Genomic DNA, 14000 nt, shown 5'->3' with positions numbered 1-14000 from the left:
TCCTCAGGCAGCCATCTGCACCGCAGAGATGGCACGCAGGATTTCTTCGCTGGTCGCGGGTGCATTCAGCGGCGGCTGCACGCGATGGCCGCCTACGCTGGAAATCGCATCGCGGATGGCGAAGAACACGGAGAACGGCAACAGCAGCGGCGGCTCTCCCACGGCTTTGGAACGATGGATGCTGTCCTCGACATTCCGGTTCTGGAACAGCTCCACCCGGAAGTCCTGCGGACAGTCCGAAATGCCCGGTATCTTGTAGGTCGAAGGCGCATGGGTCATCAGCTTGCCCGCCGCATTCCACCACAGCTGTTCCGTGGTCAGCCAGCCCATACCCTGTATGAACGCGCCTTCCACCTGCCCTTTGTCGATGGCGGGATTGAGCGAATTGCCGGCGTCGTACAGCGCATCGGCACGCAGCAGCTTCCATTCGCCGGTCAGGGTGTCCACCACCACTTCCGACACCGCAGCACCGTAGGCATAGTAGGAGAATGGGTGGCCGCTCATGGTCTTGGCATCCCAGTGCAGGCCCGGCGTGGCATAGAAGCCGTCCGACCATAGCTGCACGCGCGCCAGATAAGCCTTCTGCACCAGTTCCGCAAACGCTACGCGGTGGCCGTTCACCAGCACGGCATTATCGAAGAACTGCACGGGCAGGCCATCCTCGTCGCCATACAGCTTGATGGCGAAAGTGCTCAGCCGTTCGCGGATCTGGCGCGCCGCATCCTGCGCGGCCTTGCCGTTCAGGTCTGCACCCGTCGATGCGGCCGTGGCCGAGGTATTGGCCACCTTGCTGGTATCGGTCGCAGTAATGCGCACATGCTCGAGATCCAGCCCCAGTTCATGCGCCACCACCTGCATCACCTTGGTGTTGATGCCCTGCCCCATTTCCGTACCGCCGTGATTGACCAGCACGGAGCCATCCACATACACGTGTACCAGTGCACCGGCCTGATTGAGATGGGTAACATTGAAGGCGATGCCGAATTTCAGCGGCGTCAGCGCCAGCCCTTTTTTCAGCACGGGGCTAGTGCGGTTGTATGCCTCGATGGCGCTGCGGCGCGCGCGGTATTCGCTGCTGAGTTCCAGTTCTGCCGTCAGCGCGTCGATCACGTTATCGACGATCTGCTGACCGTAAGGCGTGACATTGCGCTCGGTCTTGCCGTAGAAATTCAGGCGGCGGATATCCAGCGCATCGCGCCCGAGCTGACGGGCAATCTCGTCGATCACATATTCGATCGCTATCGCCCCCTGCGGGCCGCCGAAGCCACGGAAGGCCGTATTCGACTGGGTATTGGTCTTGCCGCAGGCCGCGCGTATGTCCACATCCGACAGATAGTAGGCATTGTCGAAGTGGCAGACGGCGCGCGTCGCTACGGGGCCGGACAGATCGGCCGAGAAACCGGCACGCAAGGTCATGTCCACGCGCGCTGCCAGTATGCGGCCTTCCGCATCAAAGCCCACTTCGTACTCGTAATAGAAGCAGTGGCGTTTGCCTGTCACCAGCATATCGTCGTCGCGGTCGGCGCGCAGCTTGACGGGACGGCGCAGCTTGGACGCGGCAATGGCTGCACAGGCGGCCCACAGCGCCGACTGCGACTCCTTGCCGCCGAAGCCGCCGCCCATGCGGCGGCATTCCACCTGTACCTTGTGCGCATGAATGCCCAGCGCGTGGGCCACCACATGCTGCATTTCGCTAGGGTGCTGGGTCGAGCACTGCACCAGCATGGCCTGATCTTCCTTCGGCGTGGCGTAGGCGATCTGGCCTTCCAGATAGAACTGTTCCTGCCCGCCGACAAATAGCTGGCCGCGCACCACGTTGGGCGCGCTGTCGAATGCGGCTTTGAAATCGCCGCGCTGTAACTGCATGGGCGGCAGCACGTACTGCTGCGCCGCCTTGGCTTGCTGCGGCGTGAAGATGGCCGGCAGTTCCTCGTAGTCGATGCGGGCCAGACGGGCCGCGCGGCGCGCGTTGTCATGGCTATCGGCTACCACGATGAATATCGGCTGACCGACATACTGCACTTCGCCGGCGCTCAGGATAGGATCGTCATGGATGATGGGGCCGCAGTCATTGGTACCCGCAATATCGCTGGCCGTATAGACCGCCACCACACCACTTGCCGCCAGCACGGGGGCCAGATCCATAGCCGTGATACGGGCGTGTGCCTTGGACGACAGGCCCAGCGCCGCGTGCAACGTACCGTGCAGTTCAGGGATATCGTCCGTGTAGGTGGCCTGCCCCAGCACATGCAGGGTGGCCGATTCATGTTTGCTGCCTATGCCGACGGCTTTCCAGTCTTGCGCTGCCAGCAGTTTGGGGGCGACGTTCTGATTCATGGCTTCTCCTTGCAGCCGCCGCAGGCAAACGGGTTGACATCCTGTGCGGCCAGCGGTGCATAGCCGCGCGTCTCGAACCAGTAGCGACGCAGCAGATTCTGCGCCGTCTGCATGCGGTAACTGCTCGAAGCGCGCATATCGGACAGCGGCTGGAAATCCTGCGCCAATTTATCCATCGCCACCTGCAGATTCGCTTCATTCCAGCGCAGGCCCAGTAGCGCGGCTTCCGCCTGCGCGGCACGGCGCGGCGTGGCAGCCATGCCGCCAAAGGCGATACGCGCATCCCTGATCACATCGCCATCGAAGCGGAAGGCAAAAGCTGCGCAGACGGCCGAGATATCCTGATCGAAGCGCTTGGCCAGCTTGTAGGTGCGGAACTGCACATCTGGCCGTGGCAGCGGTACGCGCACGGCCGCAACGAATTCGTCGCCGCGCATATCCTTCTTCTGATAGTCGAGATAGAACGCTTCCAGCGGCAGCACACGCTCGCCTTGCGGACCACGCAGCACCACTTCGCTACCCAGCGCTATCATCCACGGCATGGAGTCGCCGATAGGCGAGCCGTTGGCCACATTGCCGCCCAGCGTACCCGCATTACGGATGGGCAGCGAAGCAAAGCGCTGCCACAGTTCACCCAGCTGGGCAGGATAGTGGCGGCACAGCGCCTCATAAGCCTCATTGAGTTTGACGCCGGCGCCGATGTGCAGCATGCCGTCCGCCTCGTGCACGCTTTGCAACGCCGTCACGTGGCCAAGATAGATGATGTCGCCCAGTTCGCGCATCTGCTTGGTCACCCACAGACCGATATCGGTGCAACCGGCCAGCAGGGTGGCAGCCGGATGGGCTGCCCGCAGCGCCACCAGTTCGTCCAGCGTGCGCGGCGCATGGAAAATCTGGCCCTGCGCGCTGTAATGGCTGCCGCCGTCGCGCTGCATGGCCTGCAGCTGCGCCGTCAATGCGGCGCGGTCAAATGCCACTTGCGGCAGTTCCGTCATGCGCTGGGCCGCATCGATGATGGGACGATAGCCCGTGCAGCGGCACAGATTACCGGACAGGCAGTCGTCGATCTCATGGCGCTGGGCCGGCTGGCCATCCTTGTCCAGATACATGCCCCACAGGGACATGACGAAACCGGGCGTGCAGAAGCCGCACTGCGAACCATGGCATTCCACCAGCGCCTGCTGCACCGGATGCAGCACCCCATCGGGCTGCTGCATGTCTTCCACCGTGAACAGGGCTTTGCCATCGAGCGTAGGGGCAAACTGTATGCAGGAATTCACGGCCTTCATTTCCAGTTCACCGGCCGCATTCAGGCTGCCCACTACGACTGTGCAGGCGCCGCAATCGCCCTCGGCACAGCCCTCCTTGGTGCCAGTGCAGTGCAGGTCTTCACGCAGATGCTGCAGCACTGTGCGGGTAGGCTTGAGGCCGGAAATTTCGCGGACTTCGCCACGGTAGAAATAACGGATGGTGTCGGACATCAGGGCCTCACACGGAATAAGGATGCGTGGTATGCCAGTGTTCGGCAATATCGATGCGGCGCGTGACCCAGACATGGTCATGCTGCTGCACATAATCAAGGAAGCGCGCCAGCGCGGCAGCACGCGCAGGCCGGCCCACCAGACGGCAGTGCAGACCTATGGACAGCATCTTGGGCTGGTTCAGGCCGGCCGGATCGCCTTCCTGGTACAGCACATCGAAAGCGTCTTTCAGATAATCGAAGAACTGCGTGCCCGAGTTGAAGCCCTGCGCTGCCGCGAAGCGCATATCGTTGGTGTCCAGCGTATACGGCACGATCAGCTGCGGCGCCACGGCGGCCAAGCCGTTCGCGTCGGTGTAAGCCACCTGCTGCCAGAACGGCAGATCGTCGCCGTAATTGTCGGCGTCGTAGCGGAAGCCGCCATGCTCGACCACCAGCTTGCGCGTCTGCGGCGAATCGCGCCCCGTGTACCAGCCCAGCGGCGCGCTGCCCGTCAGCTCGCGCATGATCTCCACCGCTTCCTTCATGTGGGCGCGCTCGGTAGCTTCGTCCATATTCTGGTAGCTGATCCAGCGCAGACCATGACAGGCAATCTCGTGACCCAGTTCGCGGAACGCCGCGACGGCCTCGGGGTGACGCTTGAGCGCCATGGCCACGCCGAAGATGGTCAGCGGCAGCTTGCGCTCCTCGAACATGCGCAACAGACGCCACAGACCGGCACGCGAGCCATACTCATAGAGGGACTCCATGCTCATGTGGCGGTTGCTGAACGAGGCCGCGCCGATGATCTCCGACAGAAAAGTTTCGGAGCCGGCATCGCCATGCAGCACATTATTCTCGCCGCCCTCTTCGTAATTGAGCACGAACTGCAGCGCCACGCGGGCGCCGTTGGGCCATTTTGCATGGGGCGGTTTCGGGCCGTAGCCTATCAGGTCACGCGGATAGTGGTCGTAAGTATTCATGTCGCAGGGGCGGCCAGTCTATGAGTTATATATCTGCAATCATATATGGCTAGCGGCCGTCCAGTATATGATTTACACAATAGACACTCATCACCTACCAATATAGGACAAGCCATGGGCAAACTCAGTACCCACGTTCTCGATATCAGCATCGGCAAGCCGGGCGCCGGCGTGCAGGTCAGCCTGTATGCCGTCACGCCGCAGGGACGCGAGCTGCGCGCACAGGCCGTCACCAATGCCGACGGCCGCTGCGATGCGCCGCTGCTAGAAGGCGAGCGCATGCAGACCGGCAAATACGAGCTGGTGTTTGCGGCCGGCGCCTATTTCGCGGCACGCGGCGTGGAACTGCCCGAACCGCGTTTCATCGACGAAGTCACGCTGGCCTTCGGCATAGCCAGTCCCGAGCAGAACTACCATGTGCCGCTGGTCGTTTCGCCGTGGGCCTATTCCACCTATCGCGGTAGCTGAAACGCTGCGCAGGCGCTAACATAGGCGTCCATGACCTCAAACAATACGGCGCTGATCGCCTCATTGCTCCAGCAAGCGCTGGCCCACCACCAGCAGGGCCAGCTGGGCGCCGCGCAAGCTTTTTACCGGCAGGTACTGGCTTTGCAGCCACAGCAGTTCGACGCGCTGCACCTGCTCGGCGTGATCGCCCGCCAGCAGGGCGATACCGATCAAGCCATAGACCTGATCACGCAAGCCATCCGGCTCGACGGCCAGCAAGCCAAAGCCCATTGCAATCTGGGCGTGGCACTGATGGATCAGGGCCGTGCGGCCGAAGCGCTGGCCAGCTACGACAGCGCATTGGCCCTGCAGCCCGATTACGCCATGGCATGGAGCAACCGCGGCAACGCCCTGCACCGCCTCGGCCAGCAGGAAGCTGCGCTGGACAGCTACCAACAAGCCCTGCGCTATCAGCCCCGCTATGCAGAAGCACACTGCAACCGCGCCGTCGTGCTGCAGGAGCTGGGCCGCTACCTCGATGCACTGGGCGCCTCCGAAGCTGCGCTCGATCTGAACGACCGCCATGCCGACGCTTGGCTCGCACGCGGCCATGCGCTGCACTGTCTGCGCTGGCTGCCGGAAGCAGTGGAAAGTTTTGACCGCGCCCTGCACCTGCGGCCGGACTGGGCCGAAGCCTATGCAGCGCAGGGTGCCGCCCTGCACCGACTGGGCGAGCTGGCGCCAGCGCTGGACAGCTATGAACGGGCACTGGCGCTGCAACCGCGTCATCCCCAATGGCATACGGCGCGTGGCAACACCCTGCGCGCCATGCAGCGCCACGAGGAAGCGGCACAGGCCTACCGCACGGCGCTCGAATGTGGCGAACAGGCCGAAACTGTGGCATACGCGCTGGCTTCCGTCGGCGCAGGCGAGGCACCGGCCAGCCTGCCGGCCGAATATGTGCGCAATCTGTTCGATCAATATGCCAACCATTTCGACGAGCATCTGCTCAAGGTGCTCGACTACCAGACGCCGGCCCATCTGGCGCGCCTGCTGCAGCAGCACTTGCCCGCCACGCCGACGCCGCACGACATTCTCGATCTCGGCTGCGGCACCGGTTTATGCGCGCCGGCCCTGCGCCCACGGGCGCGCAAGCTGTGCGGCGTCGACCTGTCGCCGCAGATGCTGGAAAAAGCCGCCCAGCGCCAGCTCTACGATGAACTGCACTGTGCCGATCTGCTCACCTATCTGGCCGATCAGTCCGACGCATGGGACCTTGCCGTTGCTGCCGACGTATTCGTCTACATCGGCGACCTGAGCGCCGTGTTTCATGCCATCGCCCGCGCCCTGCGCAGTGGCGGCCAGTTCTGCTTCTCGGTCGAAGCGGCCAGCAGCGGCGACTACACGCTGCAAGCATCAAACCGCTACGCCCACAGTCACGCCTATCTGCAGCGACTAGCCAGTGCCAGCGGCCTGCAAGTGCTGGCCTGCGAAGAACTCACGGCCCGCGAAGAAAACGGCGCACCGATACAGGCGCTGGCCCTACTGCTGCAAAAGGCCTGAAGCTGCAGGCCGGCAGCAACTTCGGGGTCAGGTCTGTCATTCGGACATCCGTAACGCACTTTTGACCACCCTCAAGCCAGGTCCGAAATTCCGGTCGCCAGAAAACACAAAGCACGTTGTGAGTGCCTCAGAAAACACACTCTTCTTCAGATGCACAGTATTGAGAAATAACAAAAGTAATTCATCGGTGTCCGAATGACAGACCTGACCCCGAAGTTCAGTAAAGTTGCGTGGATGGGCTGCTTGCCTTAGAATCAAAAGTTCTGTGGCCAGATTTTGCTGGCCATGCCGCCTGTGTCAGCGCAACTCCGGCTGACCAGTTTCCCATGCAGTTTTCTTGACGGTGACCCTTGGATACCGTGCCGTTTTGGGCAGAATGTCTTGCCCTCGCACTCCTGATACTCTGTTCGGCCTTCTTCGCCATGGCCGAAACCGCCCTGATGGCGGCCAACCGCTACCGCTTGCGCCACATGGCCAAACGGGGCAGCCGCCGCGCCATTACCACGCTATGGCTGCTGGACCGCACCGATAAGCTGCTGTCGCTGGTGCTGATCGCCAATACCCTGATCAACGCGATGGCCACGGCGCTGGTTACGGCCATCGCCATCGAAACCTTCGGCCATGACGATAACGTCATCACCATTTCCACCGGCGTGGTGGCCTTCCTGCTGATCGTGTTCGCCGAAATCAGCCCGAAAGTGATAGGTGCTACCTACCCCGAGCGCATCGCCCTGCCGACCAGCATGCTGCTGAAGCCGCTGATGGGGCTGGCCAAGCCGGTGATCTGGTTCGTCAACCTGTTCGTCAATCTGGTACTCAAGCTCTTCCGCATCAAGGCCGGCGCTCATGCCCACGATGCCCGCCTGTCGCCGGAAGAACTGCGTTCCATCGTGCTCGAGGGCGGCAACTTCATGCCGCAGAAGCACAAAAGCATCCTGCTCAATCTGTTCGATCTGGAAACCATCTCGGTCGAAGACGTGATGACGCCGCGCGCCCAGATCGAAGCGCTGAATCTGGAACTGAGCGTGGAAGAAATCAAGCGCGAGCTGACTACCTGCTATCACAACAAGCTGCCCGTGTATGAAGGCGAAATCAACCGTATCGTCGGCATCCTGCACGTGCGCAAGGCCGTGGCCCTGCTCAATCAGGACGACGAGCTAACGGTCGACGACTTCCGCAAGCTGCTCAGCGCGCCGTATTTCATCCCGCAGGATACGGGCGTGTTCACCCAGCTCCAGTATTTCCAGGAAAACCGCGAACGCCTCGGCATCATCGTCGACGAATACGGCGAGGTGCAGGGTCTGGTTACGCTCGACGATATCATCGAGGAAATGATAGGCGAGTTCACCACTTCCATGCCCGGCGCGGCGCGCGCCGACAGCTTCGGCTGGTCGGAACAGGGCGAATGCCTGCTGGAAGGCGCCACGGCGCTACGCGATATCAACAAGCGGCTGGGCCTGAACTTCCCGCTGGACGGGCCCAAGACCCTGAACGGCTTGCTGCTGGAAGTGCTGCAGGAAATCCCTGACGCCCCCATCAGCCTGAAACTGGAACCCTGCATCGTCGAAGTGGTCCAGGCCCACGATCAGGCCATCAAAGTGGTCAAGCTGATACGACTGCCACAAAAACGGGCACACTGAAGCAAGCAGACTTGCGCCAAACGCAACGTTGCAGAGTAAAATCGGTCATCTGCGGCGAAAAACGCCGCCTTACGGCTTTACAAATATAGTTCCTGAGAGCATCATTTCAGGATATAGCCACCCCTCTTGGCCGCCTGTTCGGGCCAAGCTTTCCGACTGATTGACTATGGCAGCAGTTCTTCCCAATACCGCGCCCGGCGCCTCCATGCCGGGGCTGGCAAGGGCCCTGATGCAGGCCGGGCGGCTCTCTGCCGTGCAGGCCGAACTGCTGCAAAAAAAGGCCGTGACGGAAAAGCAGGCCTTCATCGATGTGCTGCTGGCCAGTCAGGCGATCGATGCCAACAGTCTGGCCCAGTTCTGTTCCGAAACCTTTGCCTATCCCCTCATGGATGTGCATGCGCTGAATATCGAAGCGCTGCCCGCCAAGATCATCGACAGCCGGCTGATGCAGGCCCAGCGCGTGATTGCGCTGGCCAAGCGCGGCAACCGCATGTCGGTGGCGATTTCCGATCCGACCAATACGCAGGCGCTGGACCAGATCAAGTTCCAGACCGAGACCACGGTAGAACCTGTCATCGTTGCCCACGATGCCCTGCTGCAGCTCCTGGCGCGCCTGAACAAGGATAACGAGCAGGCGCTGAGCGATCTGGCCGGCGAAGATGCCGATATCGAATTCGCCGAGGAAGAGGAAGTCATCTCGGCCAATGCGGCCACTGATCCCAGTGCCAACGATGTGGAAGATGCGCCCGTGGTGCGCTTCCTCAACAAGATGCTGATGGACGCCGTACACATGGGCGCTTCCGACTTGCACTTCGAGCCTTTCGAGAAGTTCTACCGCGTGCGCTTCCGCGTCGACGGCGTGCTGATCGAACATGCCCAGCCGCCCATCTCCATCAAGGAAAAGCTGGTTTCGCGCATCAAGGTGCTGGCCAAGCTGGATATTTCGGAAAAGCGCGTGCCGCAGGATGGCCGCATGCGCCTGATCGTCTCGCCCACCAAGACCATCGATTTGCGCGTCTCTACCCTGCCCACGCTGTTCGGCGAAAAGACCGTGATGCGGATTCTCGATGCCACCCAGGCGCAGATGGGCATCGATGCGCTGGGCTACGATCCGGACCAGAAGGAATTGCTGCTCGACGCCATCCAGCGCCCTTACGGCATGGTGCTGGTGACGGGCCCTACCGGCTCGGGCAAGACGGTGTCGCTGTACACCTGCCTGAACGTGATCAACAAGCCGGGCATCAATATCTCGACGGCGGAAGATCCGGCCGAGATCAACCTGCCGGGCGTGAATCAGGTCAACGTCAACGAAAAAGCCGGGCTGACTTTCCCCGTCGCGCTGAAATCGTTCTTGCGCCAGGATCCCGACATCATCATGGTGGGCGAAATCCGTGATCTGGAAACGGCCGATATCGCCATCAAGGCGGCGCAGACGGGCCACATGGTGTTCTCGACCCTGCACACCAACGATGCGCCGTCCACCCTGACCCGTTTGATGAATATGGGCGTGGCGCCATTCAACATCGCTTCCTCGGTGATCCTGATTACGGCCCAGCGGCTGGCGCGCCGGCTGTGTAGCTGCAAGCAGCCGGTCGATATTTCGCCCGACCTGTTGCGCAAGGCCGGCTTCCGCGACGACGATCTGGACGGCACATGGAAGCCTTATGGCCCGGTCGGCTGCGAACGCTGCAATGGCGGCGGTTACAAAGGCCGGGTGGGCATCTACCAGATCATGCCGATCACGCCCGCGATCGAGGCGCTGATTCTGGCCCATGGCAATGCCATGCAGATCGCCGCCCAGTCGGAACAAGAAGGCGTGAAATCACTGCGTCAGTCCGGTCTGCTCAAGGTGAAGAGCGGGCTGACCAGTCTTGAAGAAGTGCTCGGCTGCACCAACGAATAGGATCCCCGTCATGGCGACATCGAGCAACGCTGGCCATCAGGTCAAGGAAGTAATCTTCGCGTGGGAAGGCCGCGACAAGAGCGGCAAGGCCGTGCGCGGCGAAATGCGCGCGGGCGGCGAAGCCGTGGTCAATGTGACGCTGCGCCGTCAAGGCATCATGGTCACCAAGGTCAAGAAGAAGGCCTACCGCAGCGGCAAGAAAATCACTGACAAGGACATCACCCTGTTCACGCGCCAACTGGCCACCATGATGAAGGCCGGCGTGCCGCTGCTGCAATCGTTCGACATCGTCGGCAAAGGTCATGCCAACCCGTCCGTGTCCAAGCTGGTGATGGATTTGCGCGCCGATATCGAAACGGGTACCAGCCTGAATCAGGCTTTCCGTAAATTCCCGCTGTATTTCGACCCGCTGTTCTGCAACCTGGTGGGCGCCGGCGAACAGGCCGGCATCTTGGAAGACCTGCTGACGCGGCTGGCCATCTACAAGGAAAAGACCGTGGCCATGAAGGCCAAGATCAAATCGGCGCTGATGTATCCGATTTCGATTCTGGCTGTGGCCTTCATCGTCACCGCCGTGATCATGATCTGGGTGGTGCCGGCCTTCAAGGAAGTATTCAAGAGCTTCGGCGCCAACCTGCCCGCGCCCACGCTGTTCGTAATGGCCATGTCGGAATTCGTGGTGGCGTGGTGGTATGTGATCTTCGGCGGCACGTTTGCCGCCATCTACTTCTTCTTCCGCGCGTGGCAGCGCTCGCTGCAGATGCAGCGCTTCATGGACCGGCTGCTGCTGCGCCTGCCCGTATTCGGCGCAGTGATACGCAAAGCCACCATCGCACGCTGGACCCGCACGCTGGCCACCATGTTTGCCGCCGGCGTGCCGCTGGTGGAATCGCTCGATTCGGTGGGCGGCGCGTCCGGCAATGCCGTGTATTTCGACGCCACCCGCAAGATCCAGAGCGAAGTCAGCACCGGTACCAGTCTCACCGTGGCCATGCAGAATGCCGAAGTGTTCCCGAATATGGTCACGCAGATGGTCGCCATCGGCGAGGAATCGGGCTCGCTCGATGCCATGCTGGGCAAGGTGGCCGACTTCTACGAAGACGAAGTGGACGAAGCCGTGGCTGCCCTGTCCAGTCTGATGGAACCGGCCATCATGGTCATCCTCGGCGTGCTGATCGGCGGTCTGGTCGTGGCCATGTACCTGCCCATCTTCAAACTCGGCTCGGTGGTGTAACACGCGGCGCCGCGATGGCGCTGCAGTGTTTCCAGCGGGCTTAACTATAATGCGCCTCTCCTACTCAACAAACTATTTCCAGCCCTGATACATGACTGAATCGTCCCTCTTGTTTGCGCCTGCCGGCATGCTGTCCATCAGCCTCGTGGCCGGTCTGTTCGGGCTGCTGTTCGGCAGCTTCCTCAATGTGGTGATCCACCGCCTGCCGAAAATGATGCAGCGTGAATCCGATAACTATGTGGCGTCGGAAAGCGGCCAGCCGCTGCCCCACACGGAGCGCTACAACCTGATGCTGCCGCGCTCGGCCTGCCCCCAGTGCGGCCACCAGATCACGGCGCTGGAAAATATCCCCGTGCTCAGCTATCTGTTCCTGCGCGGCCGCTGCAGCCAGTGCAAGACGCCCATCTCGGCGCGCTATCCGCTGATCGAACTGCTCACGGGCCTGCTCTCGGCCGGCGTGATCTGGCGCTTAGGCAGCGGCTGGATGGGCCTGTCCTGCCTGGTATTCCTGTATGCCTTGATCGCCCTCACCTTCATCGATCTGGATACCCAGTTGCTGCCCGACGACATTACTCTGCCGCTGCTGTGGCTCGGGTTGCTGCTCAATCTCAACCAGCTATTCGTGCCCCTGCACGAAGCCGTGATCGGCGCCGCTGCCGGCTATCTGGCGCTGTGGGCCATCTACTGGCTGTTCAAGCTGGCGACAGGCAAGGAAGGCATGGGTTATGGTGACTTCAAGCTGCTGGCGGCACTCGGTGCATGGATGGGCTGGACCATGCTGCCCGTGATCATCCTGCTGTCCTCGCTGGTCGGCGCCGTGGTCGGCATCTGCCTGATCGTATTCCGCCGCCATGGCCGCAACCAGCCCATACCGTTCGGCCCCTATCTGGCGGCCGCCGGCCTGCTGGCCATGATGCATGGCCACGAGCTGTCGGCCCTGATGCGCCAGTTGTTCGGCTAGGAAGTGCCCATGTCCCGTTTGAATTTTGCCATCGGCCTCACGGGCGGCATCGGCAGCGGTAAATCCACCGTGGCCGACCAGTTCGCCGCCCTCGGCGCCAGCGTGGTCGACACCGACCAGATCGCCCACAGCCTGACGGCGCCCGGTGGCAGCGCCATGCCGGCCATCGTGGCTGAATTCGGCGCCGAGTTTGCCGATGCCAGCGGTGCGATGGACCGCGCGCGCATGCGCGAGCTAGTGTTCAGCGATGCCAGCGCCAAAGCGCGGCTGGAAGCCATTTTGCACCCGCGCATACGCGATGCCGCACTGGCTGCAGGCGAGGCCGCTACTGGCAGCTATGTGATCTTCGCCGTACCGCTGCTGGTGGAATCGGGCACCTGGCGCCAGCGCGTGAGCCGCATCGTCACGGTGGACTGTCCCGAAGAGGTCCAACTGGCCCGTGTGATGGCACGCAACAATTTAACAAAAGAGCAAGTTTTAGCCATCATGGCCAATCAGGCCAGCCGCCAGCAAAGGCTGGAGGCGGCCGATGATGTAATCGACAACGGTGGCGAGGTCGCTGCTCTGGCCCCGCAAATTGCCCGGCTACACGAGTTATATCTGGCGATTTCGAAAAGAAGCGCCACAAACGCTGCACAATGTTTGTAATTTTGCTTCGCTTGCTTCAAAATCATAGGATTCACGCAAGTCCACCTAAAGGGATGTTATTTTGATCGTCTACGAATATCCATTCAACGAGCGCATCCGCACGTTGTTGCGATTAGAGGACCTGTACGAGAAATTTAAATTTTTTGTGCAACAAGACCATCCCATGCAGCATCACGTGGCGCTGGCGACGATCTTCGACATGCTGGAAGTGGCCGGCCGCGCCGATCTGAAATCCGATCTGCTGCAGGAACTCGAGCGCCAGCGCCAGACCCTGCTGGGCTACCGCATGAACCCGAATGTGCAGGCCGACATGCTCGACGCGATATTGGACGAACTCGACGGCGTCAGCACGGCGCTCGTCAATGCCCAGGGCAAGACGGGCCAGAACGTGCGCGACAATGAATGGCTGATGAGCATACGCGGCCGCACCATCATCCCGGGCGGCGCCTGCGAATTCGATCTGCCGTCCTACTATGCGTGGCAAAAACGTCCGGCCGATCTGCGCTACAACGACATCATGAACTGGTTTGCCCCGCTTGCGCCGCTGTTCGACGCACTGGGCCTGGTGCTGCGCCTGCTGCGCGATTCGGGCAGCGCCGTGAAAATGATCGCCGTCTCGGGCAGCTACCAGCAAATGCTGCAAGGCAAGGTCTACCAGATGCTGCGCCTCACGCTGGACGAGGAAATGGGCGCCATCCCCGAAGTGTCGGCCAATAAATACATGCTGTGGGTGCGCTTCACATCGCAGGATGGCGACTTGAAACCCAAGCCGCTGGAAGACGATGTGCCGTTCGAACTCACCCTGTGTAACTTCTGAAGCAAGTC

The 14000-nt window shown here is 61.5% G+C and carries 11 protein-coding genes; 8 read left to right on the top strand and 3 right to left on the bottom strand.

Annotated features, from left to right (window positions below):
* Positions 1 to 3: 3 nt before the first annotated feature.
* From xdhB to puuE, 3 genes are read right to left on the bottom strand one after another with little or no spacing between them, the layout of a single operon-like run.
* Positions 4 to 2337 carry a xanthine dehydrogenase molybdopterin binding subunit gene (gene xdhB / locus GM655_RS09280; RefSeq protein ID WP_155434396.1) on the bottom strand — a complete coding sequence of 778 codons (2334 nt, stop codon included), beginning with the start codon at positions 2335 to 2337 and terminating at the stop codon, positions 4 to 6.
* Positions 2334 to 3818 (bottom strand): xanthine dehydrogenase small subunit, encoded by a 1485-nt coding sequence (gene xdhA / locus GM655_RS09275; protein WP_155434395.1) that lies wholly within the window; start codon positions 3816 to 3818, stop codon positions 2334 to 2336. The genes xdhB and xdhA overlap by 4 nt, the downstream gene beginning before the upstream one ends.
* A 7-nt stretch (positions 3819 to 3825) precedes the next feature.
* A complete protein-coding gene (gene puuE / locus GM655_RS09270; protein ID WP_155434394.1) occupies positions 3826 to 4779 on the bottom strand; it encodes an allantoinase PuuE in 954 nt (317 codons plus the stop codon).
* A 114-nt stretch (positions 4780 to 4893) separates the two neighbouring features.
* Between puuE and uraH the strand changes: the two genes are divergently transcribed.
* The 8 genes from uraH (at position 4894) to zapD (ending at position 13992) form a co-directional block, all read left to right on the top strand.
* Positions 4894 to 5247 carry a hydroxyisourate hydrolase gene (uraH, locus tag GM655_RS09265; RefSeq protein ID WP_155434393.1) on the top strand — a complete coding sequence of 118 codons (354 nt, stop codon included), beginning with the start codon at positions 4894 to 4896 and terminating at the stop codon, positions 5245 to 5247.
* Positions 5248 to 5277: 30 nt separating this feature from the next.
* Positions 5278 to 6789 carry a tetratricopeptide repeat protein gene (locus tag GM655_RS09260; RefSeq protein ID WP_155434392.1) on the top strand — a complete coding sequence of 504 codons (1512 nt, stop codon included), beginning with the start codon at positions 5278 to 5280 and terminating at the stop codon, positions 6787 to 6789.
* Between the two features lie 350 nt (positions 6790 to 7139).
* A complete protein-coding gene (locus tag GM655_RS09255) occupies positions 7140 to 8429 on the top strand; it encodes an HlyC/CorC family transporter (protein WP_155434391.1) in 1290 nt (429 codons plus the stop codon).
* A 166-nt stretch (positions 8430 to 8595) separates the two neighbouring features.
* A complete protein-coding gene (gene pilB / locus GM655_RS09250) occupies positions 8596 to 10332 on the top strand; it encodes a type IV-A pilus assembly ATPase PilB (RefSeq protein ID WP_155434390.1) in 1737 nt (578 codons plus the stop codon).
* A gap of 10 nt (positions 10333 to 10342) precedes the next feature.
* Positions 10343 to 11566 carry a type II secretion system F family protein gene (locus GM655_RS09245; RefSeq protein WP_155434389.1) on the top strand — a complete coding sequence of 408 codons (1224 nt, stop codon included), beginning with the start codon at positions 10343 to 10345 and terminating at the stop codon, positions 11564 to 11566.
* 91 nt (positions 11567 to 11657) lie between these two features.
* Entirely contained in the window at positions 11658 to 12527 is an 870-nt protein-coding gene (locus tag GM655_RS09240) for a prepilin peptidase (RefSeq protein ID WP_155434388.1), read from the top strand.
* A gap of 9 nt (positions 12528 to 12536) precedes the next feature.
* Positions 12537 to 13175, top strand: coding sequence for a dephospho-CoA kinase (gene coaE / locus GM655_RS09235; RefSeq protein ID WP_155434387.1), 639 nt, complete (start codon positions 12537 to 12539; stop codon positions 13173 to 13175).
* A 61-nt stretch (positions 13176 to 13236) separates the two neighbouring features.
* Positions 13237 to 13992, top strand: coding sequence for a cell division protein ZapD (gene zapD, locus GM655_RS09230; RefSeq protein ID WP_155434386.1), 756 nt, complete (start codon positions 13237 to 13239; stop codon positions 13990 to 13992).
* Positions 13993 to 14000 lie beyond the last annotated feature (8 nt).

The sequence above is a fragment of the Pseudoduganella danionis genome, assembly GCF_009720775.1.
Classification (GTDB): Bacteria; Pseudomonadota; Gammaproteobacteria; order Burkholderiales; family Burkholderiaceae_D; genus Rugamonas; species Rugamonas danionis.
The sequence above is the reverse complement of the archived record's forward strand: the minus strand, read 5'-3'. Positions and strand labels throughout refer to the sequence as shown.

Coding starts and splice junctions, on each gene's coding strand:
- GM655_RS09240 (WP_155434388.1), top strand. CDS start 11,658: ATGACTGAATCGTCCCTCTTGTTTGCGCCTGCCGGCATGCTGTCCATC.
- GM655_RS09260 (WP_155434392.1), top strand. CDS start 5,278: ATGACCTCAAACAATACGGCGCTGATCGCCTCATTGCTCCAGCAAGCG.
- pilB (WP_155434390.1), top strand. CDS start 8,596: ATGGCAGCAGTTCTTCCCAATACCGCGCCCGGCGCCTCCATGCCGGGG.
- xdhB (WP_155434396.1), bottom strand. CDS start 2,337: ATGAATCAGAACGTCGCCCCCAAACTGCTGGCAGCGCAAGACTGGAAA.
- puuE (WP_155434394.1), bottom strand. CDS start 4,779: ATGAATACTTACGACCACTATCCGCGTGACCTGATAGGCTACGGCCCG.
- coaE (WP_155434387.1), top strand. CDS start 12,537: ATGTCCCGTTTGAATTTTGCCATCGGCCTCACGGGCGGCATCGGCAGC.
- uraH (WP_155434393.1), top strand. CDS start 4,894: ATGGGCAAACTCAGTACCCACGTTCTCGATATCAGCATCGGCAAGCCG.
- xdhA (WP_155434395.1), bottom strand. CDS start 3,818: ATGTCCGACACCATCCGTTATTTCTACCGTGGCGAAGTCCGCGAAATT.
- GM655_RS09245 (WP_155434389.1), top strand. CDS start 10,343: ATGGCGACATCGAGCAACGCTGGCCATCAGGTCAAGGAAGTAATCTTC.